Genomic DNA, 20,935 nt, shown 5'->3' with positions numbered 1-20,935 from the left:
AAACCGTTTTTTCTCACATATCCTTTAACTATTTTTTTGAGGTAAATTTCAAAATTTGTAATTTAGGTCCCCAATATCACTTACTTATATAAGTGGGGATTTACAATAAAATAATAAAGATTAATTGTGAATAAAATTTGTTCCTGAATTCAAATTGTCAGTAGGTTCTAATTTTAAGATTTCAAAGATTCAAATATTGAAATAATGTTCGTCGAACGAAACCTATTCTAATTGTTTTTTTGAATGTTCAGGAAATTAAAAGGAAGATAAAATGGAAAAACTTAGATTTAAAGATTTAAATATATCTAGCGAGATACAGCGTGCTGTTGAAGATATGGGTTTTGAGGAGGCCACTCCGATTCAATCATTAGCCATACCCCATGTCCTCGAGGGCAAAGATGTCACAGGTCAGGCCCAGACAGGAACAGGAAAAACAGCAGCATTTGGAATACCAATTCTCGAAACTGTGGATCCGTCCAATAGAGATCTACAGGCCGTCATACTGTGTCCTACAAGGGAACTTGCAATACAAGTTGCCGAGGAAATGAAAAAACTGTCCAAGTACATGCGAAAAATTGGAATACTACCTGTTTACGGTGGTCAACCAATAGAAAGACAAATAAAAGCACTTAAAAAGGGTGTTCAAATTATAATAGGCACACCTGGAAGGGTGATGGATCATATGAGGCGCGGAACCATAGATATGGGTTCTGTTAAGATGCTGATCCTTGATGAAGCTGATGAAATGCTTGACATGGGATTCAGGGAAGATATTGAATTCGTTCTGGATTACATTCCAGATGAAAGACAGATTCTTCTGTTCTCTGCCACAATGTCTCCGGATATTTTGTACATAACAAGGAGATACCAGGAATCACCAGAATTTTTAAAGGTTGTTCCCAAGGAACTCACAGTTCCTGAAATTAAGCAGATCTACTTCGAAGTGAAAGAGAAGATGAAACTCGATGTTTTATCCCGTTTACTCGATATAAATGATTTTAAACTATCACTAGTTTTCTGTAACACCAAGAGAAGGGTGGACAAACTTGTAAATCACCTGCAAATCAGGGGATACGCTGCTGATGGACTTCATGGAGACATGAGTCAGAGGCAGAGGGACAATGTAATGTCCAAGTTCAGATCTGGAAACATCGAGATCCTCGTTGCAACAGATGTTGCTGCAAGGGGAATTGATGTGGACAACGTTGAAGCAGTTTTCAACTTTGATGTTCCAAACGATGATGAATATTACGTTCACAGAATTGGAAGAACCGGAAGAGCTGGTAAAACCGGTATTGCATACACCTTCGTTTCTGGTAAAGAAGTTTACCAACTCAGGGACATAATGAGATACACCAAGACCAAAATTGAACAACAGCAAATACCATCAGCCAGTGATGTTGCAGAGATCAAAACAACCAATTTCCTTGAAAAAATCAAACGCATTATCAACAATGACAACATCGACAACGAAGTACGCATGGTTGAGAAGATGATGGAGGAAGATTACAGTTCAGTTGAAACTGCTGCAGCACTTCTAAAAATTGTCATGGAAAAGAGCGGAACAACAACTAAAACAACAAGTTCACAGGACTATGGAGATACTGGAGCTGCATCTGGACAGGTCAGACTTTTCATAAACATCGGAAGAAAGGACAAGGTCAAAGTAAGAGATATCATAAGGGCCATAGCAGATAAAACAGGCCTTTCAAGTTCTGCAATTGGAAAGGTGGATATCTTCGATAAATTCTCATTCGTAGAAGTTCCAAAACAAAGTGCAAGTGATGTTATTTCTACCATGAGCGGAACAAAGGTCAAGGGCAGAGCCGTCAATATGGAACCTGCAAACAGGAAAAGCTGAATCCCTTTATACCTTATCTTTTTTTTGAGAAATACCGAAATCAAGCAGATAGGCTTGAAACTTGAAGAGGTCTTAAAAAATGTTAGAAACACAAGATTTACAGGGTAAATGGCAGAGTCCTGAAATTGAAACTGTTAACAATCCTGATGGTAGTGTGATGTACATCCAGAGGGAGGCAACTTTTCAGGGAGATGAATGGGGCATACGAATCCGTTCATATCTTGATAAAAATGGAAAGGAACCCTTTTTCACCATACATGCCAAGGGAAATTACATATTAAGTGGTGAATCAAGTTACGTGAACAACACCACTTGTGTGGACTTTAATAACACTGGAAGATACGTGACTGCTCATCACACAGCACTCGTGGACATGTTAAATGAAGTAAGTGTTGACACAGAATGGAACCTTGGTGAGGAACACGATGTCAGCATAACTGGATGTGCACTTGTTCCATCCATAGATAACTGTCCTGTTGAATACGATATAATTCAGATAGAAGACAACAAGATCTACTTTGGAGAGTTCACACAGGATCAGCAGGAAGACATACAAAAACTTTCAAGGGGAGATGTCGAACCGTCAGAAGATTCTGCCGGTATCTGCAGTGTAGATAACAGACCCCGCCAACTGATGTCGTACCCACTTGTTAAATCCTAAAAATATTTAATAAAAATTTTTTTTGGGTTATTATTCTTATTTTAACTCTTTTATTTTTGCATTAAATTTTTGAATCACTAAAAGAAATGTTTCTAGAATTAATTTTTGATTTTAGTATCAGTGATCCTGTAAAAAAAAATAGAATTGATTATTTTTAGAAATTTTTCATTCGAACTTCTTAAGACATGCTGCAACTAACGGTGCAACGGAAATGTTGCTCACATCTGATCTGAGGGTGTCTGTTGAAAACACATCATCGACTCCTGCCGCAAATATTTTTAGTAGAGCATCTTCCACCAGCACTGGATGTACACATCCAACAACAACCTTTTTAGCTCCAAGATCCTTCAATATCTTGGTTGCATTCACTATTGTACCGCCTGTACTGATGATATCATCAATTATAACAACTTCCCTTCCATCCACATCAATATGTTTCGGTTTGGTTTCAACGTGTTCAGGTGAGATCCTGACCTTTTCAAGATGATCACATTCACAGTCAAGAATTTCAGCTATTTCCTCTGCAAATCCCAAGGCACCTTTATCAGGTCCAAGTATTAATGGGTTGTTCATGGTTTTAGCTATGTAGTTAGCAATGAGTGGCATTGCAGATATTTCATGTACGGGGATGCTGAAGAATTCCTTGATATTTTTTTCATGGAAGTTTATGGAGTATATCTCTGAAGCACCCGCAGCTTCAAGCAGTTCTGAAACTATCACTGCAGACACTGCTTCCCCACTTTTAAATCTTCTTTCCTGTCTACCATATCCGAAGTAGGGTATAACAACTCTTATTCTCTCAACACCGAGACTCTTAAGATTTTTGAGCATTAAAAATAATTCCATTAAATTTGCATCTTGAGGATGGCCTGTGGATTGAATAACCACAGCTTCATTTAGGACTTCTCCTTTTATCCTTATGTATCGTTCCCCATCTGGAAATCTTCTAGTTTCAACGGGGTTTAATTTTTGGTCCAATTCCCTTGCTACTTTAGCAGCTAATTTTTGAGATGCAGATCCTCCTATTAACAAAAAAACCACCTTTCTTCATTGGTAAATTTAGTATAATCATCAATACAACATTTTAAAGTCATGAACTTAAGTTACTCCCCACACTATTTATCTGTGACCATTGGGAGTTGAAATTTTTTTTATCTATTCAAATATTTGTTAACTTTATTAATAAGCTTCCCATAATATTAGGACATCGAATGAAGCAAATATTAGAATATGAGGTGGCTTAATGCACGAACTTTCAATGGCTGATGCCATGGTAAAAACAGTTTTGGATGTAGCTGAGAAGAATGATGCTACAGAAGTACTTGATGTTACCATAGAAATTGGTAAACTCACAATGCTCAACCCAGAACAGCTAAAATTCCTTCTGGATGTCCTTGTTGAAAATACCCTGCTTGAAGGGGCAGAAATCAACATAGTTGAAGTGCCAGTCGAGATCAACTGTAACGTATGTGAATACTCAGGCGCTGCTGACATGGATGATTCAGATCATTACTTGGCAATAGTTGAATGTCCCGAGTGCGGAGAGAGAAATGTTGAAATAACCGCAGGAAGGGAATGTAACGTTAAAAATATCAAAATAGAAAAGGAAGAGGGAGATGAAGATGCATAAAATTGCAGATATAGAAATTCAGCATGACATCATGGTTGCAAACAGTAAGTTAGCCGGAAAAAATCAGAAGATCCTAGATGATGCAGATGTATTTTCCGTGGATGTTTTAGGAGCAATAGGATCCGGTAAAACATCACTTATTGAAACCCTCATACAAAAAATGGACCACAACATAGGGGTCATTGCAGGGGATGTCATAAGTAAGTACGATGCTGGAAGGTTTGAGCAGTACGATATTCCAGTTGTGGGTTTAAACACTGGAAAGGAATGTCATTTAGATGCCCACCTTGTTAAACATGCATTTGGAGATCTTCCCCTAGAATCCATAGATCTTCTCTTCATTGAAAATGTTGGAAACCTGATATGTCCAGTTGATTTTGATCTGGGTTCCCACATCAGGATGGTTGTGATAAGTGTCAGTGAAGGTGATGACACAGTTGAAAAACATCCCCTAATATTCCAAAATGCAGATCTGGTTGTCATCAACAAGGTAGATATAGCAGATGCTGTCGGAGCAGATCAGGATAAAATGGTTGCAGATGTTAAAATATTAAATCCTGATGTGAAGGTAATTAAAAGCAGCCTCAAAACTGGTCAAGGACTCGATGAAATAATAAGCTCAATTGAATCTTTCATGAAACAGTAAACACATATTTAATTACTGTATCATTTTTTTTTAAAATCAAAAAAAATTTGTAACTTAAACTAGATAAGAATCTGATTTTGTTCGTTAAAATAAGAATGGACTGGCCGGGATTTGAACCCGGGGCCTCCGCCATGCCAAGGCGACACTCTACCACCTGAGCTACCAGCCCGCATATGAACTTTGACGTTGTGCTATTTAAAGTTACTGAATTTTTCAAATAATTCCAAAAACCCTGGAGGAAAATCATGGATTTAGATATTAGAAACGTTGTTACAGATGATTTTATGGGAATTGCAAGATTAGCTGAGAACTGTGGGCATATGTCAACCATGCCCAACGCTGTTTACCATTTATTCACAAGACATTTTAAGAAAACATCATTCGTGGTTGAAGACAATTCCAACCATAAAATTCTAGGTTTTCTACTGGGGTTTATATCACAAGACGATCCAGAAGAAAGTTACATCCATCTGTTATGTTTAGATTCTGAGTTGAGGGGTGGTGGAATTGGAAAAGCTCTCATGAACCAATTTGCAGAAACTGTATCTAAAAATGGCTGTAAAAAGATTAAACTTGTAACCAAACCCCACAACAAAATATCCATTAACTTCTATCTTAAAATGGGTTTTAAATCATGTAAATCCTCCGAAACATTTGAATCAGAGGGTTTAAATGTTTATAAAGATTTTGATGGGCCTGATGAAGACAAAATTATATTTATCAAATCGCTGTGAAAAAGTCATAAACTTATTAAAATATAATATATAGATTAGATCATCGTCTAAGCTAATCTTTACAATTTCGCCTGAAAAACTCCAGAGTTAAGTGGGCAGAATTTTAAAGAAATATTTATCATTATAAATGGAGGAATTCTATGAAAAAAGCTTTAATACTTTTAGGATGTCCTGAAGCACCTTCACAAACCCCTCTGGCAGTTTATACTACTTACAAACTCAAAGAAATAGGGTACGAAGTCACTGTAGCCAGCACACCATCTGCAATGAAGCTGCTGGAAGTTTCAGATCCAGAAGGTTTCTACGTAACGAACAAGGTAGATATAGAATCTTGTCTTGAAAACCTGGAAGAAAAGGAGTACGATCTGCTGTTTGGTTTTGTTCACAAAGATGCTGCAGCAGCCTACTTCGTTACATTCTACCATATTTTAAACACAAAATCTGTTGCCCTGGTATTTGAAAAGGATATTGACCTGCTTGAAAAGTTTATAAAAGATGTTCAGGATAGCACAGATTCAGAAATAGTCTCAGCAAGGGCTTACCACAATCCAACTCCATTACGGGTTAAGGTTGACCGTTACATAAAATCATTGGAGGATTAAACATGTCTTTCTGTTTAGAACAGCACCTGCAACAATCTGAAGACTACAAAATTCTCATTAAAAACACAGGATTTAAAGAGGCTAAAAAGGTGATTGAAAAACATTCGCCCAAAAAGGTGTATGTGAATGCTGGCGAAAAGATTTTAGGGGCTAGAATAATAGGTATACCTCCGATACCAATCGGAATAAACGATGATGAATCTAAGGTTACACTTCCATACACCAAACCCTGTCATGGAACTGCGGTGGTTGAACTTCCACTTGAGAAGGATGAAATAGACAAGATCAAATCCTCAGCAATCAAGGATTAATTTAGATGGAATAGAAGTATTAGGATAAGAAATATGTTAACAACAGTTGTGGGCAGTTACCCTGTGGTTGAAACCAAAACAGAAACCTTCGGCACTAAAATTTCAAGGCTATTTGGAAGTTACGATGAATTCAAACCATCCCTTGAAATGGCAGTGAAGGATCAGGTACTGGCTGGTGTGGACATCGTGTCTGATGGACAGGTCAGGGGTGATATGGTGGAAATATTCGCCAAAAAACTTCCTGGAATGACAGTTGAAGACGATGTTCCAGGAATCAACGGAAAGATCAGGGCGTTAAATGGTTCTATAGGTGCGGCAGATATGAAGCTGGCCATAAAAACTGCTGAAAATATCTCTGAAGATTTCAAAAACAGCGAACCCCTCATGGATGGGAATCATCTGAACCATTCATACAAAGGTGTTAAAGGAATTGTAACAGGCCCCACAACTCTTGTTCTCTCAAGCAGAGTACTTGATTTCTATAAGAAGGATAACAAATCCAAGATAATCATGGACATGGCGCAAGCTCTTAAAAAAGAAGCGAAGGAACTGGAAGCTGCAGGTGCAGGAATGATCCAAATAGATGAACCCTTCTTATCAACAGGAATAGCCGATCTTAAGGTTGCAAAGGAAGCCATAAAAACCATCAGCACAGATCTTAAGGTGCCTGTTGCCATGCATGTTTGTGGAGATGTGGAAGAAGTGCTTGGAGACCTTCTTAAATTTCCTGTTCAAATTATTGACTGCGAATTTGCAGGTGTTGATTCAAATATTGAAGCTCTAAAAACAGAGTACAGGGGCTCTAAAAAAATAGGTTTTGGATGTTTAGACACCAAAACCGAAGTTGTAGAAACTGTTGAGCAGGTTTCAAATCTTGTGAAAAAGGGCATAGATATAGTTGGGAAAGAAAACATGATGATCGATCCAGACTGCGGTATGAGAATGCTTTCAAGGGAAATAGCCCAACTTAAACTTAAAAAAATGAAGGAGACAGTGTCATGGCTGTGATGATCAAGGTTCCAACCATAAAAAAAGGATGGGAAACATTAGTAAAGAAAATAGTATCGAAGGGTGTAGAAATAAAGGATGAAAGGGGTTCTGTTACCAAGGAACTATTGAATACAGTTGTAAACGTAACTGATCCATCCAACACAGAATCACCTGAAGGTTACTTCTGGACAGGTGAAAAACTGGACAAGTACTCTGAACAGTTCTTAAGCGGTGATAAACAAGGTTTTGTATACACCTATGGAAACAGACTCAGAGCACATTTTGGAGGGATCGACCAAATTCAAGAAGCAGTGATGCGCCTCAACAATTTTAAAGAATCTAGAAGAGCAATATCAATAACATGGGATCCTTTAGTGGACACCCAGAACGATGAAGTTCCATGCATGATGCTTGTGGACTTTAAAATAAGGGACGGTGAACTACACACAACCGGACTTTGGAGATCACACGATATTTACGGTGCATGGTTTCCCAATGCAGTGGGACTCTCAAACCTGGCCAAGTACGTAGCAGAGGAAACAGGATCCAAACTCGGAACTTTGACAATACATTCCATAAGTGCCCACATATACGAGGTTAACTTCAAAGAAGCAGGATCTATTTAACTACTTTCATACTCCCTTTATTTTTAACGATTCAGGCATTGATTGAAATTAATTTTTCAGACCTAAACAAAACTAAATCTATTTTACTGTGTACAGTTAAAAATTGAAATCGTAAGTTTAAACACATACAAAATCCCAAGTAATTTTAATTTATAATTTAATCTTAAAAGGTGAAATAATGGTAAGCGTCAATCTCGAAGCAAAAAAAACAGTAGACTACATGATTGAAAATGCAGACGACATAGGCATAGCAGTTTCCAAACTTGAAAATGGTTCAACAATTTTGGATTGTGGTGTTAATGTTTCTGGAAGTTTTAAAGCTGGTGAACTCTACACAAAGATCTGTTTAGGTGGACTTGCAGAGGTAGGAATATCCATTCCTGGAGATCTCTCAGAAAACTTCGCAATTCCTTCAGTTAAGGTAAAAACTAATTTTCCTGCAATTTCCACATTAGGAGCTCAAAAGGCAGGATGGTCTGTGAGTGTTGGAGATTTCTTTGCACTTGGTTCTGGACCTGCAAGGGCTCTTTCACTAAAACCTGCAGAAACATACGAAGAAATTGATTACAAGGACGATGCAGACATTGCAATACTAACACTTGAAGCTGACAAGTTACCTGGAGAAGATGTTGCAGACAACATAGCATCTGCATGTGGTGTTAAATCAGAGGATGTTTACCTCCTAGTTGCACCAACATCATCACTCGTGGGATCCATACAGATCGCTGGAAGGGTGGTTGAAAACGGTACCTACAAAATGCTCGAATTTTTAAAGTTCGATGTGAAAAAGGTTAAACACGCAGCAGGAATAGCTCCAATCGCACCAGTAGACCCAGATGGACTTAAAGCAATGGGAAAAACCAATGACGCAGTTCTCTTCGGTGGAAGAACCTACTACTACGTAGAATCTGAAGAAGGTGACGATATTAAAGCATTAGCAGAACAGTTACCATCCTCCTCATCAGAAGGATATGGAAAACCATTCTTCGATGTCTTTAAAGAAGCTGAATTTGACTTCTACAAAATAGACAAAGGAATGTTTGCACCTGCAGAAGTAGTTATTAACGATATGAGAACAGGAGAAACATTCAAGGCTGGAGGAGTTAATGTTGAACTCCTCAAGAAATCCTTCGGAATTTAAGGTATTTAACCTTAAATTCTATTCATTTTATTCTTTTTACAATCAAATCCAATGAGCATCAAACATTTATAATTTTTAGGGTGATGAAAAAAATGAAGATGGGAATATGTGACACCACATTTGCAAGATTCAACATGGCAGGGGCGGCCATGGATCAGATCAAGTCCCAAGTTGCCAACATCAAATTTGTTGAAAGAACAGTTCCAGGTGTTAAGGATCTTCCTGTAGCATCGAAAAAGTTGATAGAAGAGGAAGGCTGTGAACTTGTAATGGCATTTGGAATGCCCGGACCCGAAGACATAGATAAAGTATGTGCCCATGAAGCCTCAACAGGATTAATACAGGCCCAATTAATGACCAACACCCACATCATAGAAGTTTTTGTCCATGAAGATGAAGGAATTGATGATAAGGATCTTAAAGTACTGGCTGAAAACAGGGCAAGGGAACATGCAGACAACGTTGTTAAAATGTTGTTCAAACCTAAAAAAATGAAAAGAGAAGCAGGAACTGGGATGAGGGAAGGAAGAGAAAATAAGGGTGCATTATAGGGATTTAAAAATCACTTCCCCTACATTACCATACTATTTTTAGCATAATGAATTCCAGATTTATTAGAGTACTATGGACAAGATTAAAGTTATCCGAAATAAATTAATCACCAAAAGAATTTTTAGGAATGCAAATTGTACTTTATTAGTTAAAATTTGATTATGGTCTTTCATTAAACATTAGCAACCTCCCTTGTATCTACACGACTTTTTAAATCCTTTTTTCAGTTCATGGTTGATAAAGTTATATGAATTGAAGAACATAGAATAAAGTGTGTATAAAAAAAATAGAGGTGGTAATATGAAGGAAGAAGTATTTTTCAGCAAGGGCATGAAGCATGTTAAAGAAGATTATCCTGATCTCTACGAGGCAAGTATCCAACTGAACGATGTTTGTTACTCCGGTAAAACTCTAGACTACAAAACCCAGAAACTGATTGCAATTGGAATAGCAGCAGCTGCATCTGATGACAGGGCTGTTAAAAAACAGATACTCAGTGGTATGGCTGAACTTGAAATAACAAGGGATGAAGTAGTGGATGTTCTAAGGGTAGTGCTTTTATTAGCTGGTAAACCTGCATTTACCAAGGGTATGAACGCTCTATACAAGATCGAAGAGTAAGATTTAAAAATTAAATTTCTTTTTTTTAAGTCCCATCCCAGTCTGTGAATTTAATTGGGGAATGTGGATAGTAATCTTTTTAAACTAAGTTGATCAATAGTGATCACCGCCAGTTTTGGCGATTAAATAATTGACTAAAACTTGATTGCTTACATTGAAGTTATATAAAACTTTTTTTTGGGATAAGTAAAACCATCCCATGGATGTGGCGCAAGCTGAACAAAGAGGTGTAATTTAATGTACAAATATATAAGGGACGCATGGAAAAACCCAAGCGAATCCTACGTTAAAGAATTAATGCAATCTCGTGCTCCTGTTTGGAGAAGAGAAAGTGTTATTAACAGAATTGACAGGCCAACCAGAATTGACAGAGCAAGATCCTTAGGTTACAAAGCCAAAAAAGGTTATGTAGTCGTGCGAACCAGAGTTCGCAGAGGTGGAATGCGTAAGTCAAGATTCACAGCAGGAAGGAAACCAAAGAGAATGGGTGTAAAGAAGATCACACCAAAGAAATCCATCCAGAGAATTGCTGAAGAAAGGGTTGCCAGAAAATACCCAAACCTAGAAGTATTAAACTCATACTGGTTATGGGAAGATGGAAAATTCAAATTCTACGAAGTAATTCTTGTAGATCCTAACCACCCTTCCATAAAGAGTGATTCTAAAATTAACTGGATCTGTGAACCTCAGCATACCAACAGAGTATTCAGAGGACTGACCAGTGCAGGTAAGAAGTCAAGAGGACTTCGAGGTAAAGGTAAAGGGGCCGAAAAGGTACGATAAGGTATGATCCATAACATTTCTTACAGAGCATTTGTTTATGGAACTGAAAGTAAGGAAAAAGTGTTAGAAGCAATTTCAACACTTTTTCCAAATTCATCCCCTCAATGTGAAGCAACAGAGGGGTATTATAAAAATCAAGTTCTAATTTTACACGACAAGATCGATAAGAAAAAACCGATCAAAGAGTTTGTTGAATTACTATCTTCAATGGATGATCCAGCAAAGAAAAGGATTATCAATCAATTAGAAGATAAAATGGATGATTATGGAAATTTATTTCTACGTTTCGATAAGCAGAGAGCATATCAGGGCGATATGAAGGTTGTTGAACATGGTGATTCCATCCATACAAAAATAAAGATAGCAGCCTATCCAGCGAAAAAAAAGGTGGCATTGGAAATTGGAAGGAAATTATTCGACTAAAAAGAATTACAGGGAAAATTTTTACGATCTAAATATCAGTGGAAACAAAAGTATCGTTCAAGAGGCTGAAAGATTAGGATTTGCCGGTGTTTCCCTGACCTACAATTTTGATGATTACAACTCAGAAATTTCAAAGGAATACGATGAACTCAAATATGAAAGCAACATAATAATTAGGAAATGCCTTGAAATCAATTGTAAAAATCCTGAAGAACTGAAGAAGAAAGTTCGAAGATCCCGAAAAAAAGCCGACATAGTCATGGTAAGGGGCGGGGATAACAGTATAAACAGGGCAGCCTGTGAAGAAAGAAATGTGGATATACTTTCACAACCTTACAGAAACAGAAGGGACAGTGGAATGAACCATGTTCTCGCAAAAAAAGCTGCTGAGAACGATGTTGCAGTTGAGATCAACCTGTCGAGTTTTTTAAAAACCAATTTAAGGTACAGGCACAGGATAGTTAGCCAGTTCAGACACATCATGGCCCTCAAACGAAAGTACGGGTTTTCTGTGATTATAACGAGCGGCGCAAGATCAAGCTATGATCAAAGAAAACCCATGGACATATTTGCCCTTTCAAACTGTTTTGACATGACTGAAAACGAATCCTTCGAAGCACTCTCAATCATTCCCCAACACATCATAGACAGAAATGACAATAGGAACAATTTTGTCTTGGATGGAGTAAGAACAGTTGTAGAGTTGTAAACCCTCAAACGAATAATACTCATAAAGAATTGATTGCAATGAATCAAAAACTCAAAATACTGCCCCCAGCCATGAGGGATAAAAAGCGATACATAGCTTTTGAATTAATTTTTCAGGGGCATATGACCCGGGAAGATGTTATAGATACCATAATCGAAGGTTCCCTCTATTTATATGGTGCATGTGGAACTGGAAAGTTCGATATTTGGGTGGTTAAACTATGGAAATGTGGAAAGAATACCAGTCCCCATGGAAACCCCGATGAAAACTACATGAGGGGAATAATACGCTGCAGAAGAGAGGAAGTTGATTCTGTCAGAGCCGTACTTCCAACAATAACAAGATTCCGGGGTAAAAACGTGGTTTTCCATACTCTGGGAATTTCTGGAACAATTAAATCTGCAATAAAAAACTTTATTAAACTATAAAGCTAAGATGAAATAAAAGATTAATAGTTTATAAAAGTTAAGTTTAGAATTATTTTAAGATTATAAATTCATTTTTAGAAAAAAAACTTTTAGTGAGGTATATGTATGCAACCGTTTCAAGGAGCAGGATACGATAGGGCTATAACTGTATTTAGTCCGGATGGAAGGTTATTTCAGGTTGAATATGCTAGGGAAGCTGTTAAACGAGGTACAACTTCTTTAGGTGTTAAATCAGTTGAAGGCATAGTACTGGTGGTTGATAAAAGACCCACAAGTAAACTCGTAGAGCCTAAATCCATCGAGAAGATATTCCAGATCGACGACCATATTGGAGCAGCTACCTCTGGGCTGGTGGCAGATGCAAGGGCACTGGTTGAAAAGGCAAGAATGGAATCTCAGATCAATAAGATCACCTACAACGAACCTATAAGGGTTGATGGTCTTGCTAAGAAGATATGTGATATGAAACAGATGTACACTCAGCATGGAGGAGTAAGGCCATTTGGTTCAGCACTAATCATAGGTGGAGTAAACGAATCAGGATGCAAACTATTCGAAACAGATCCTAGTGGTGCATTGATAGAGTACAAGGCCACAGCAATAGGTGCAGGAAGACAGATTGCAATGGATGAGTTTGAAAAGAAATACAGTGAAGACATCAAACTTGATGAAGCAATTGAACTAGCTTTAGATGCTGTTTACGAAGCAACAGAAGGTAAAACAACGGTTGAAAGTGTTGAAATTGCCATCATAGATGCTAAGGATAAGAAGTTCAGGAAACTCGCAGATGATGAAATTACCGAGCATGTTGAAGAACTCCTCATAAGAAAATCCAAGGAGGAAGAAGAGGAATAGACATGGTAAACCTTGATGATGCAGTAACAGCACGTTTGGAATATTTTGGTGAACATTTCGAGATACTGGTTGATCCAGATCTTGCATCAGACTTCAAGAGGGGTCAGGACATAAATGTTGAAGATATCCTCGTTGTGGAGGAAATTTTCAAAGATGCAAAAAAGGGAGACAAATCCTCTGAAGAAGCCATGATGAAGGCTTTCCAAACAACGGACCATGTTGAAGTTGCTGCTAATATTCTAAAAAAAGGCCAGATTCAGCTCACAGCCCAACAACGTAAAGAAATGCAGGAAGAAAAGCGTCTGAAGGTAGTAACAACCATTGCAAGGGAGGCAATAAACCCCCAGACAAAACTTCCACATCCAGTAAGAAGAATAGAAATTGCTATGGATGAAGCTAAGGTACGTATAGATCCATTTAAAAGTGTTGATGAGCAAGTAAACACAACTTTGAAGGCCATTAGGGTCAAGATTCCCATCAGATTTGAAAAAGTTAAAGTAGCTATAAGGGTTCCTGGAGATTTCTCAGGAAAAGTCTACGGTGCCATTCCGGAATTTGGAAAAACCATGCAGGAAGAATGGCAACAGGACGGCTCTTGGGTGGCTGTTGTTGAGATACCTGGAGGTATGCAGGATAACTTTTACCAGAAACTCAACGAACTAACCCATGGCCAAGTAGAGACCAAGCTGCTCTAACTGTAAGTTCATTTTTTTAGCATTCCAATAAAGGAGGCAGAATGTGATATTTGTAGAGGATAAAGAAATTGTAATTCCTGGAGATATTCTGGCTGATGAAGAATATAACTCTGGAAGAGGAACTTTCAAGGAAAACGACAAGATTTGTTCCTCACTTGTAGGCCTTGTGGCAATAAGGGACAAAAAAATAAGTGTAATACCCTTACAGAGCAAGTACATCCCTAAGAGGGGAGATGTGGTCATAGGTGAAGTCACAGACATAAGATTTTCCATGTGGAATCTTGAAATTAACTCACCGTATTCAGGATTTTTACCAGCATCTGATGTATTTGGAAAGGAAAAAGGGAATTGAACCGCACATTTGATGTGGGCGATGTTTTATTTTTGAGGGTTGTAGATGTTGACGAAGTGAAAAAGGTCAAACTCGGTCTTAAAGGTAGAGGACTGGGTAAGTTCAGGGGAGGAATCCTCATCAACATCACACCAACCAAGGTTCCCAGACTCATTGGTAAGAAGGGATCCATGATCAACATGATCAAGGATGAAACCAAGTGCGAAGTCATTGTGGGACAAAATGGAGTGGTTTGGGTCAAGGGAGATCCTACCATGGAAAGGGTTGCAGAAAAGGTCATTAACATGATCGAAGAACAGGCCCATACATCGGGCTTAACAGACCGTGTTAGGGACATGTTAGCAACACTTTTAGGACGTGAACCTGGCTCTGATGATTCTGAAGAATCAGAAAATCCTGAAATTGAAGAATCTGAACCAGAAGAAGAAACGAAAGAGGATGACGGTATTAATCCAAATGAGGGGTGATTATCATTATAACCAATACCAATCTAAGCACTGGTACTGAAACCAGTGGAAGAGCCGATAACAGGGCTTTTGACGAGTTAAGGAAGATGAAGATAGAGGCAGGAGTCCTTGAAAGAGCGGATGGATCAGCTTATCTTGAAATCGGTGGAAACAAAGTTCTAGCTGCTGTGTATGGTCCGAGGGAACTGTTTGTAAGACGTTTAATGCAGCCAAACAAGGCTGTTTTAAGGTGTAAGTACAACATGGCACCATTTTCTGTGGACGACAGAAAGAGGCCAGGGCCAGACAGGAGATCTGTAGAAATCTCAAAATTAGCTTCTCAAGCTCTAACTCCCGCAGTGTTCCTGGAAAAATTTCCACGTTCAACCATAGATGTTTTCATAGAAGTTATAGAAGCTGAAGGCGGAACAAGATGTGCTGGAATTACAGCAGCATCAGTTGCCCTGGCAGATGCAGGAATACCAATGAGGGACATGGTTGTTGCCTGTGCAGCAGGAAAATCTGATGGTAAGGTCATACTCGATCTCTCTGAGGTTGAAGACAAGGAAGGGCAAGCAGATGTTCCAATTGCCATCATGCCAAGAACAGGTGAAATCACATTACTACAGATGGATGGAAATCTCACAGAGGAAGAATTTGAACAGGCACTGGATCTCGCAATTAACGGTTGTAAAATTATAAGCGAAAAACAGAAAGCAGCCATAAAAAACAGGTATGGTGATGAATAATGGTTCATATAGTTCCAGAGATCATAAAGGAAAGTGTAACCAATCTGGTTAAAAACGGTGAAAGAACAGATGGAAGGGCCTTTGATGAGTACAGGGAAATATCCCTTGAAGCCGGAGTTATTGAAAAGGCTGAAGGTTCCGCAAGGGTAAAAATTGGTAACACCCAGATAATTATCGGGGCCAAACCCCAGATAGGAACACCATTTGGAGACACACCTAATGTTGGAGTTTTAATGACCAACACAGAGTTACTGCCAATGGCAGCACCCAACTTCGAGTCAGGACCTCCAGATGAAAATTCTGTCGAGCTTTCAAGAGTCACAGACAGATGTATAAGGGAAGGCGAAGTTGTTGATCTAGAAAAATTATGCATAGTTCCTGGTGAAAAGGTATGGATGATCTTTTTGGACCTCCATGTGGTTGACTACGATGGAAACCTGATGGATGCAGCTGTACTTGGAAGTGTTGCAGCACTCATGAACACCAGGTTACCAGAAGCCAAAATCATTGACGACGAAGTTGTACTCGACTACGACAATTTGATACCCTTACCAATCAACGACACAGCTCTCATGTCAACATTTGCAAAGATAGGTGAAGAACTCATCATAGATCCTTCCCTCGAAGAAGAGGAAGTGATGGGAGCCCGTTTATCAATAGGCATAACCAAAGATGGTAACATATGTGCAATGCAGAAAGGTGGAGAGAAAACTTTAACTCAAGAGGAAGTATTGAAGGCTGTTTCAATTGCGAAGATCAAGACAGCTGAACTCAGAAAACTCCTTCCATAGATGCATTTATAACTGTGGAATTTCAAATTCTATGATCTAGACATTCATAATTGAAATTTTCATAAATTTTTTTTTATGGATTAACAATTAAAATTAGATATTTTCAAGAATTAAAATTAATCAAGGTGATATAAAATGGCAAGAACTAAAAAAGTAGGCATAACCGGTAGATTCGGTGCAAGATATGGTAGAAAAGCCAAAAGGACAGTTAAATCAGTAGAAGAAAACATGAAGGTCAAGCATGTTTGTCCTCAGTGTGATAGACCAGCAGTAAAAAGGGTTTCAGCAGGAATATGGAAATGCAGAAAGTGCGGTAACGTATTCACAGGCGGAGCTTACCTTCCATCAACTCCAATGGGTAAAACAGCTGCAAGGAACATAAAAAGAATAGTTGGAGGATTATAAATTGTATAAATGTGGGAAATGTGGAACATTGGTAGATATCAAGGGTTACACCGAATCTAAATGTCCTAGTTGCAGGTACAGAATTCTGTTTAAAGAAATTCCTCCTGTAAGGCGTAGTATAAAAGCAAGATAATATTCACTTATTAACTATGCTGATAACAACGTCGAGGAAACCTTCCCAAAGAACAAGATCATTCTGTAAAAGTTTGGTCAGAGTCCTTAACTCCAGTTATACTAACCGGGGAAAAATGAGTCTCCGGGACGTTTTGATCAAATCTTCTGAAATGGGCTACGACAAAACAGCCGTAATCTCCCAGATGAAGGCAAATCCCAGTAGGATCGACTTTCACCAAGAAGATGGGGAACTTATACTTTCTCTTGATATTACTGTAGGTCTTGATAACAACTCAGGATCTAAGAGCAGGGTAAAACTTAAGGATCTGAAATTCTACAGTGAATTAAATGAACTGGAAGGACTTCGAGACATACTCAACATTCCCAGTTTAACCAAGGGTTCGGAATTTAAAAATCTCATGCTATTAAAGGCATCAGAAGAACCTAATACTTCTAAAATTGAATTTTATGCAGATGACGGCAGTTTAACTGGTCCAAAAATATTCATACAGGGATGGAGGCAGTAGATTTGAGTTCTTCAAATGTACTTGCAGGCACAAGAACAGAACTGGTTTTCGAGTTTGAAGATCCAGAAGATGTTGAAGTGATAATGGGTTCAATCGAACCAGAAATAGATGGACATCCCTCTGACAGAACATCTGTTAGTATAAAAAAGGATGGAAACAACCTGCGGATACATATAGAATCTCAAGACAGTGCATCCTTCCGGGCTTCTTTAAATTCCTACTTAAGATGGATAAAACTATCTTCAGAAATACTTGGTCTTAAAAAAATAGATCAAAACTGTGATGTGTAGTTCATCATGAGTTTTACTTAAGCTACAAAATAAAAAAATATAATTTCATTGAAAAATGAGGTGATTTAATATGGAACTTCCAAAAAATATCCAACATCAAATAGCACAATTCCAGCAGGCACAGCAACAGGCTCAGGCAATTACAATGCAAAAACAGAGTGTTGACATGCAGATAAAGGAAACTGAAAAGGCACTAGAAGAATTGAAAAAAACAGATGAAGGATCTGATGTCTACAAAACTGCAGGAAACCTTTTAATTAAAGTTAACAGGGACGAGATCAACGAAGAACTCGAAGAAAAAATAGAAACCCTAAAATTAAGAGAAAAAACTGTAAGCCGCCAGGAAGAACGTATAATGGCTAAACTACAGGAAATGCAAAATTCTTTACAGGAAGCAATGCAGGGATCAGGAATGAACCCGGGGTTAGGTAATTGAGGAAACTTTCAGACCAAGAATTAGATGAAATTTCAGAATTAGCAGTTAAATCTGCAGAAACCTTCATCTATTCACGGGTTTCAAAAAAAGAAATATTAGACCTTGACATCAAGGTCGAACTCGATTATGATAAGGGGTTAGATGTTGACATAGACATAGATATCAAATTCGATCCCCTGTCAAAATCCGACAACACAATTGCAGAAGAAGCTGCAAACCATGCAATCACCCAAATAGACAGTTACTTGGCTGATTAAATAGGGATTACCATCCCATCAAATTATATTTTATTTTAATTTTAAAGGAAATACTTACCATGATAACTCCAGTTTTAGACCTTAAAAATGGGTTGGCAGTGGCTGGTAAGTCTGGTAAAAGGGAAACCTACAAACCACTTAAAACAGTTTTCACCAACTCCTCAGATCCCCTGAAAATTGCAGAGGCACTTAAAACAGCGGGCTACAGTGAACTTTACATCGCAGATCTGGACTCCATCGAAGGAACAGGTTCGAATCATGAAATAGTGAAGAAAATAAACAAAACCATCCCCGTCATGCTAGATGCAGGAATCACCAAACACCAGGACATTGAAGCTGTTGTTGACAGTGCAGAAAAGATCATAGTTGCCACAGAAACCCTTGAGAGCATGGAAGAGATAGGGCAAATATTTTCCCTTAACTCCAAAAATTCCCTTGTGTTGAGTGTTGATCTGGTTGGTGGTGAAGTGCTCTCTAAAAATATGAAACTCAACTTTGAAGATGTGATGGGAATAATTGAAAAACACAATCCTGCCGAAGTCATAATTTTAGATGTTTCAAGGGTTGGTACAAATTCTGGTTTTGATGAGGCAGTGGTGGATCGTTTCAAACACACCGACACCCAGTTAATTGTGGGTGGAGGAGTTACCAAGACAACAATCAAGGAACTTGGAAAACTTGGAGTCAATAAATTCCTGGTTGGAACAGCTATCCACAACGGTGATCTTTAGGTGAAACCATGGCAAGGTTCATGATCATAGGTCCAGTTACAAGGGACACAATTAACAGAGATGGAATGATCTACCACCATACTGGGGGTGCTGTTTACTTTCAATCTGCTGTATTTTCAAGTTTTAACAAGGACGTAACAGCGGTTATACCACTGTCTAAATCTGACACAGATCTCTTGAAAGCCTTTCCAGAGGATGCTCATATCCTCCCTGTTTTTGTGGAGGAAACAATGGAGTTTGAAAACATCTATCCCAACCACGATCTTAACCACCGTGTGCAAAGGGCAAGGGTACCCGACAATCCAGTGCTTCCAGAAAATCTTCCAGAATCCATGGAGTCCTACGATGCTGCAATTCTCTGTCCACTTTCACCCACAGACATTCCCATCGAAACAGTGAAACACATTGCCAAACATGATGTGCCTATTTACATGGGTGCCCAAGGATACTTAAGACATCTTAATGCAGATGAGATTATATTAAAACCTTGGGAAGATTTTCCTAAATTCTTGAAACATGTTGAACTGCTGTTTTTAGATGAGGCCGAAGCAGGGATCATCACAGACTTTAAGGATCATGATCTTGAAACCATTGCCAGACAACTTTCGAAGTTTGGACCAAAGGAGATAATTATTACCAGAGGAGATAGAGGAGCTTTGATCTATTCATCACGATCCAATGAACTCTACAGAATCCATGCATTTCCACCCAAGCAAACAATGGATCCAACAGGATTAGGTGACACATATATGGCGGCCTACGCATCTAAGAAGATTGAAGGTTACAGTTCAAAATCCTGTGGAATTTTCGCATCAATGGTGTCTACAATGAAACTAGAAACCATAGGTGTTTTCAAGGGAAACAATCAAAAAGTCCTTGAAAGACTTAAAGAACATGAAATAACAGATATTTAAACACAGTTTCAAAACAAATCTTAAAAATCAACCCAACAAATTCATCCACTACCCAATTCAACTAATTGGATATTTTCTTCTAAAAGCTACTAAATGAAACTATTTTTTTTTAAGACATTATTTCATGAAAATTTAAAACATCAATATTTATTAGTTGAATACATTAAATTGTTAATTAGAACCTTTGGAGTAGTGTGATATGATTGAAGAAATTGAGCAGAGAATAGTGGACAATTTTCATAGAGATCTGTTGAAGTCGCGTGGGGAAAAGCTGGTCAAATGCCAAAGGATATTACCCAAATTAGTTGAAGGCAACACAGAAATCATGGAAAAGATCGTTTTAAGCTTTGAAGACACTGACCAGATCGATATAGAAAATACCTACAATGTATGCATCAAGGCAACAAATATGGACTTCAAAGCCTGTGATAATTTCAACAATCCTGTGGATATCGAAGAAATAATAGGAAGAAGACTGCTTGACTATGGAGAAATATACTTCGACACATTTAACAGTGAAACAAGTGGATCACTAAGAACAAAACTCATCTTTGAAGATGATTACGAGATAAAAGTAGATGGTAACAACCTAGAGATCGAAGCCCACATAGAAGATTCTGTATAGTTCAACTAAACCCTAAAAAAAATTAATTTT

30 protein-coding genes, 1 tRNA gene and 1 pseudogene are annotated in these 20,935 nt (G+C 38.2%); 30 read left to right on the top strand and 2 right to left on the bottom strand.

The features are described 5' to 3' along the window. The first annotated feature begins 271 nt into the window (after positions 1-271). A complete protein-coding gene (locus tag METBO_RS10900) occupies positions 272-1,861 on the top strand; it encodes a DEAD/DEAH box helicase (protein ID WP_013645770.1) in 1,590 nt (529 codons plus the stop codon). Positions 1,862-1,940: 79 nt separating this feature from the next. Continuing rightward, positions 1,941-2,522: a hypothetical protein gene (locus METBO_RS10895; protein ID WP_013645769.1), complete on the top strand. Its 582-nt coding sequence runs from the start codon at positions 1,941-1,943 to the stop codon at positions 2,520-2,522. A 165-nt stretch (positions 2,523-2,687) separates the two neighbouring features. On the opposite strand, the gene METBO_RS10890 is transcribed toward METBO_RS10895, so the two are convergent. Next, complete coding sequence (locus METBO_RS10890; protein WP_013645768.1) at positions 2,688-3,554, bottom strand: ribose-phosphate diphosphokinase; 867 nt, start codon at positions 3,552-3,554, stop codon at positions 2,688-2,690. Between the two features lie 211 nt (positions 3,555-3,765). On the opposite strand from METBO_RS10890, the gene hypA reads away from it, so the two are divergent. Next, complete coding sequence (gene hypA / locus METBO_RS10885; RefSeq protein ID WP_013645767.1) at positions 3,766-4,152, top strand: hydrogenase maturation nickel metallochaperone HypA; 387 nt, start codon at positions 3,766-3,768, stop codon at positions 4,150-4,152. Beyond that, entirely contained in the window at positions 4,145-4,798 is a 654-nt protein-coding gene (gene hypB, locus METBO_RS10880; RefSeq protein ID WP_013645766.1) for a hydrogenase nickel incorporation protein HypB, read from the top strand. The genes hypA and hypB overlap by 8 nt, the downstream gene beginning before the upstream one ends. A 96-nt stretch (positions 4,799-4,894) precedes the next feature. Here hypB and METBO_RS10875 read toward each other — a convergent pair. Continuing rightward, positions 4,895-4,967, bottom strand: a tRNA-Ala gene (locus METBO_RS10875). 76 nt (positions 4,968-5,043) lie between these two features. On the opposite strand from METBO_RS10875, the gene METBO_RS10870 reads away from it, so the two are divergent. From METBO_RS10870 to METBO_RS10745, 26 genes and pseudogenes are all read left to right on the top strand, one after another. Beyond that, positions 5,044-5,532: a GNAT family N-acetyltransferase gene (locus METBO_RS10870; protein ID WP_013645765.1), complete on the top strand. Its 489-nt coding sequence runs from the start codon at positions 5,044-5,046 to the stop codon at positions 5,530-5,532. A 140-nt stretch (positions 5,533-5,672) separates the two neighbouring features. Then, the gene (locus METBO_RS10865; RefSeq protein WP_013645764.1) at positions 5,673-6,134 is read left to right on the top strand and encodes a DUF1890 domain-containing protein; all 462 of its coding nucleotides are present in this window, start codon (positions 5,673-5,675) and stop codon (positions 6,132-6,134) included. Positions 6,135-6,136: 2 nt separating this feature from the next. After that, the gene (locus METBO_RS10860) at positions 6,137-6,445 is read left to right on the top strand and encodes a DUF1894 domain-containing protein (protein WP_013645763.1); all 309 of its coding nucleotides are present in this window, start codon (positions 6,137-6,139) and stop codon (positions 6,443-6,445) included. A 33-nt stretch (positions 6,446-6,478) separates the two neighbouring features. Further along, positions 6,479-7,453 carry a methionine synthase gene (locus METBO_RS10855; RefSeq protein WP_013645762.1) on the top strand — a complete coding sequence of 325 codons (975 nt, stop codon included), beginning with the start codon at positions 6,479-6,481 and terminating at the stop codon, positions 7,451-7,453. After that, positions 7,444-8,061 (top strand): thymidylate synthase, encoded by a 618-nt coding sequence (locus tag METBO_RS10850; RefSeq protein WP_013645761.1) that lies wholly within the window; start codon positions 7,444-7,446, stop codon positions 8,059-8,061. The genes METBO_RS10855 and METBO_RS10850 overlap by 10 nt, the downstream gene beginning before the upstream one ends. Positions 8,062-8,239: 178 nt before the next feature. Then, positions 8,240-9,202: a methenyltetrahydromethanopterin cyclohydrolase gene (gene mch, locus METBO_RS10845; RefSeq protein ID WP_013645760.1), complete on the top strand. Its 963-nt coding sequence runs from the start codon at positions 8,240-8,242 to the stop codon at positions 9,200-9,202. 92 nt (positions 9,203-9,294) lie between these two features. Beyond that, positions 9,295-9,753, top strand: a complete 459-nt coding sequence (ribC, locus tag METBO_RS10840; protein WP_013645759.1) for a riboflavin synthase — start codon at positions 9,295-9,297, stop codon at positions 9,751-9,753. A 301-nt stretch (positions 9,754-10,054) separates the two neighbouring features. Beyond that, complete coding sequence (locus METBO_RS10835; RefSeq protein WP_013645758.1) at positions 10,055-10,375, top strand: carboxymuconolactone decarboxylase family protein; 321 nt, start codon at positions 10,055-10,057, stop codon at positions 10,373-10,375. 237 nt (positions 10,376-10,612) lie between these two features. After that, complete coding sequence (locus METBO_RS10830; RefSeq protein ID WP_013645757.1) at positions 10,613-11,158, top strand: 50S ribosomal protein L15e; 546 nt, start codon at positions 10,613-10,615, stop codon at positions 11,156-11,158. Positions 11,159-11,161: 3 nt separating this feature from the next. Then, positions 11,162-11,581 carry an RNA-binding protein gene (locus METBO_RS10825; protein ID WP_013645756.1) on the top strand — a complete coding sequence of 140 codons (420 nt, stop codon included), beginning with the start codon at positions 11,162-11,164 and terminating at the stop codon, positions 11,579-11,581. Beyond that, positions 11,559-12,290: a ribonuclease P protein component 3 gene (rnp3, locus tag METBO_RS10820; RefSeq protein ID WP_013645755.1), complete on the top strand. Its 732-nt coding sequence runs from the start codon at positions 11,559-11,561 to the stop codon at positions 12,288-12,290. Before METBO_RS10825 ends, rnp3 begins: the two co-directional genes overlap by 23 nt. Before the next feature lie 38 nt (positions 12,291-12,328). Then, on the top strand, positions 12,329-12,718 hold the full coding sequence (locus METBO_RS10815) for an Rpp14/Pop5 family protein (RefSeq protein ID WP_013645754.1): 390 nt from the start codon (positions 12,329-12,331) through the stop codon (positions 12,716-12,718). Positions 12,719-12,823: 105 nt separating this feature from the next. Continuing rightward, positions 12,824-13,573 carry an archaeal proteasome endopeptidase complex subunit alpha gene (gene psmA / locus METBO_RS10810; RefSeq protein ID WP_013645753.1) on the top strand — a complete coding sequence of 250 codons (750 nt, stop codon included), beginning with the start codon at positions 12,824-12,826 and terminating at the stop codon, positions 13,571-13,573. A 2-nt stretch (positions 13,574-13,575) separates the two neighbouring features. Then, a complete protein-coding gene (locus METBO_RS10805; RefSeq protein ID WP_013645752.1) occupies positions 13,576-14,268 on the top strand; it encodes a ribosome assembly factor SBDS in 693 nt (230 codons plus the stop codon). A 43-nt stretch (positions 14,269-14,311) separates the two neighbouring features. Beyond that, positions 14,312-15,087, top strand: a pseudogene (rrp4, locus tag METBO_RS14075) (exosome complex RNA-binding protein Rrp4). Then, a complete protein-coding gene (gene rrp41 / locus METBO_RS10795; RefSeq protein ID WP_013645751.1) occupies positions 15,084-15,815 on the top strand; it encodes an exosome complex exonuclease Rrp41 in 732 nt (243 codons plus the stop codon). The pseudogene rrp4 and the gene rrp41 overlap by 4 nt, the downstream one beginning before the upstream one ends. Then, on the top strand, positions 15,815-16,606 hold the full coding sequence (rrp42, locus tag METBO_RS10790) for an exosome complex protein Rrp42 (protein WP_013645750.1): 792 nt from the start codon (positions 15,815-15,817) through the stop codon (positions 16,604-16,606). The genes rrp41 and rrp42 overlap by 1 nt, the downstream gene beginning before the upstream one ends. A 135-nt stretch (positions 16,607-16,741) precedes the next feature. After that, positions 16,742-17,011 (top strand): 50S ribosomal protein L37Ae, encoded by a 270-nt coding sequence (gene rpl37A, locus METBO_RS10785; RefSeq protein ID WP_013645749.1) that lies wholly within the window; start codon positions 16,742-16,744, stop codon positions 17,009-17,011. 1 nt (position 17,012) lies between these two features. Further along, positions 17,013-17,144, top strand: a complete 132-nt coding sequence (locus METBO_RS10780; protein ID WP_013645748.1) for a DNA-directed RNA polymerase subunit P — start codon at positions 17,013-17,015, stop codon at positions 17,142-17,144. A 115-nt stretch (positions 17,145-17,259) separates the two neighbouring features. Further along, a complete protein-coding gene (locus METBO_RS10775; RefSeq protein ID WP_227717224.1) occupies positions 17,260-17,652 on the top strand; it encodes a ribosomal biogenesis protein in 393 nt (130 codons plus the stop codon). 2 nt (positions 17,653-17,654) lie between these two features. Beyond that, complete coding sequence (locus METBO_RS10770; RefSeq protein ID WP_013645746.1) at positions 17,655-17,942, top strand: KEOPS complex subunit Pcc1; 288 nt, start codon at positions 17,655-17,657, stop codon at positions 17,940-17,942. 70 nt (positions 17,943-18,012) lie between these two features. Next, positions 18,013-18,378, top strand: coding sequence for a prefoldin subunit beta (locus tag METBO_RS10765; protein ID WP_013645745.1), 366 nt, complete (start codon positions 18,013-18,015; stop codon positions 18,376-18,378). Further along, on the top strand, positions 18,375-18,635 hold the full coding sequence (locus METBO_RS10760; RefSeq protein WP_013645744.1) for a DUF3194 domain-containing protein: 261 nt from the start codon (positions 18,375-18,377) through the stop codon (positions 18,633-18,635). The genes METBO_RS10765 and METBO_RS10760 overlap by 4 nt, the downstream gene beginning before the upstream one ends. 59 nt (positions 18,636-18,694) lie before the next feature. Further along, positions 18,695-19,366, top strand: a complete 672-nt coding sequence (locus METBO_RS10755; protein WP_013645743.1) for a HisA/HisF family protein — start codon at positions 18,695-18,697, stop codon at positions 19,364-19,366. Between the two features lie 8 nt (positions 19,367-19,374). Then, positions 19,375-20,280 carry a PfkB family carbohydrate kinase gene (locus METBO_RS10750; RefSeq protein WP_013645742.1) on the top strand — a complete coding sequence of 302 codons (906 nt, stop codon included), beginning with the start codon at positions 19,375-19,377 and terminating at the stop codon, positions 20,278-20,280. 199 nt (positions 20,281-20,479) lie between these two features. After that, positions 20,480-20,905: a hypothetical protein gene (locus tag METBO_RS10745; RefSeq protein WP_013645741.1), complete on the top strand. Its 426-nt coding sequence runs from the start codon at positions 20,480-20,482 to the stop codon at positions 20,903-20,905. Positions 20,906-20,935: the final 30 nt, after the last annotated feature.

Origin of the sequence: Methanobacterium lacus, from assembly GCF_000191585.1 — an archaeon.
GTDB classification, from domain to species: domain Archaea; phylum Methanobacteriota; class Methanobacteria; order Methanobacteriales; family Methanobacteriaceae; genus Methanobacterium_B; species Methanobacterium_B lacus.
Note: the sequence above shows the minus strand (reverse complement) of the source record. Positions and strands in the feature narration are given on the sequence as shown.

Excerpts from the sequence above, each read along its gene's own strand:
- METBO_RS10900 (WP_013645770.1), top strand. The coding sequence starts at position 272 with ATGGAAAAACTTAGATTTAAAGATTTAAATATATCTAGCGAGATACAG.
- METBO_RS10895 (WP_013645769.1), top strand. The coding sequence starts at position 1,941 with ATGTTAGAAACACAAGATTTACAGGGTAAATGGCAGAGTCCTGAAATT.
- hypA (WP_013645767.1), top strand. The coding sequence starts at position 3,766 with ATGCACGAACTTTCAATGGCTGATGCCATGGTAAAAACAGTTTTGGAT.
- hypB (WP_013645766.1), top strand. The coding sequence starts at position 4,145 with ATGCATAAAATTGCAGATATAGAAATTCAGCATGACATCATGGTTGCA.
- METBO_RS10870 (WP_013645765.1), top strand. The coding sequence starts at position 5,044 with ATGGATTTAGATATTAGAAACGTTGTTACAGATGATTTTATGGGAATT.
- METBO_RS10865 (WP_013645764.1), top strand. The coding sequence starts at position 5,673 with ATGAAAAAAGCTTTAATACTTTTAGGATGTCCTGAAGCACCTTCACAA.
- METBO_RS10860 (WP_013645763.1), top strand. The coding sequence starts at position 6,137 with ATGTCTTTCTGTTTAGAACAGCACCTGCAACAATCTGAAGACTACAAA.
- METBO_RS10855 (WP_013645762.1), top strand. The coding sequence starts at position 6,479 with ATGTTAACAACAGTTGTGGGCAGTTACCCTGTGGTTGAAACCAAAACA.
- METBO_RS10850 (WP_013645761.1), top strand. The coding sequence starts at position 7,444 with ATGGCTGTGATGATCAAGGTTCCAACCATAAAAAAAGGATGGGAAACA.
- mch (WP_013645760.1), top strand. The coding sequence starts at position 8,240 with ATGGTAAGCGTCAATCTCGAAGCAAAAAAAACAGTAGACTACATGATT.
- ribC (WP_013645759.1), top strand. The coding sequence starts at position 9,295 with ATGAAGATGGGAATATGTGACACCACATTTGCAAGATTCAACATGGCA.
- METBO_RS10835 (WP_013645758.1), top strand. The coding sequence starts at position 10,055 with ATGAAGGAAGAAGTATTTTTCAGCAAGGGCATGAAGCATGTTAAAGAA.
- METBO_RS10830 (WP_013645757.1), top strand. The coding sequence starts at position 10,613 with ATGTACAAATATATAAGGGACGCATGGAAAAACCCAAGCGAATCCTAC.
- METBO_RS10825 (WP_013645756.1), top strand. The coding sequence starts at position 11,162 with ATGATCCATAACATTTCTTACAGAGCATTTGTTTATGGAACTGAAAGT.
- METBO_RS10815 (WP_013645754.1), top strand. The coding sequence starts at position 12,329 with ATGAATCAAAAACTCAAAATACTGCCCCCAGCCATGAGGGATAAAAAG.
- psmA (WP_013645753.1), top strand. The coding sequence starts at position 12,824 with ATGCAACCGTTTCAAGGAGCAGGATACGATAGGGCTATAACTGTATTT.
- METBO_RS10805 (WP_013645752.1), top strand. The coding sequence starts at position 13,576 with ATGGTAAACCTTGATGATGCAGTAACAGCACGTTTGGAATATTTTGGT.
- rrp42 (WP_013645750.1), top strand. The coding sequence starts at position 15,815 with ATGGTTCATATAGTTCCAGAGATCATAAAGGAAAGTGTAACCAATCTG.
- rpl37A (WP_013645749.1), top strand. The coding sequence starts at position 16,742 with ATGGCAAGAACTAAAAAAGTAGGCATAACCGGTAGATTCGGTGCAAGA.
- METBO_RS10775 (WP_227717224.1), top strand. The coding sequence starts at position 17,260 with ATGAGTCTCCGGGACGTTTTGATCAAATCTTCTGAAATGGGCTACGAC.
- METBO_RS10765 (WP_013645745.1), top strand. The coding sequence starts at position 18,013 with ATGGAACTTCCAAAAAATATCCAACATCAAATAGCACAATTCCAGCAG.
- METBO_RS10755 (WP_013645743.1), top strand. The coding sequence starts at position 18,695 with ATGATAACTCCAGTTTTAGACCTTAAAAATGGGTTGGCAGTGGCTGGT.
- METBO_RS10750 (WP_013645742.1), top strand. The coding sequence starts at position 19,375 with ATGGCAAGGTTCATGATCATAGGTCCAGTTACAAGGGACACAATTAAC.
- METBO_RS10745 (WP_013645741.1), top strand. The coding sequence starts at position 20,480 with ATGATTGAAGAAATTGAGCAGAGAATAGTGGACAATTTTCATAGAGAT.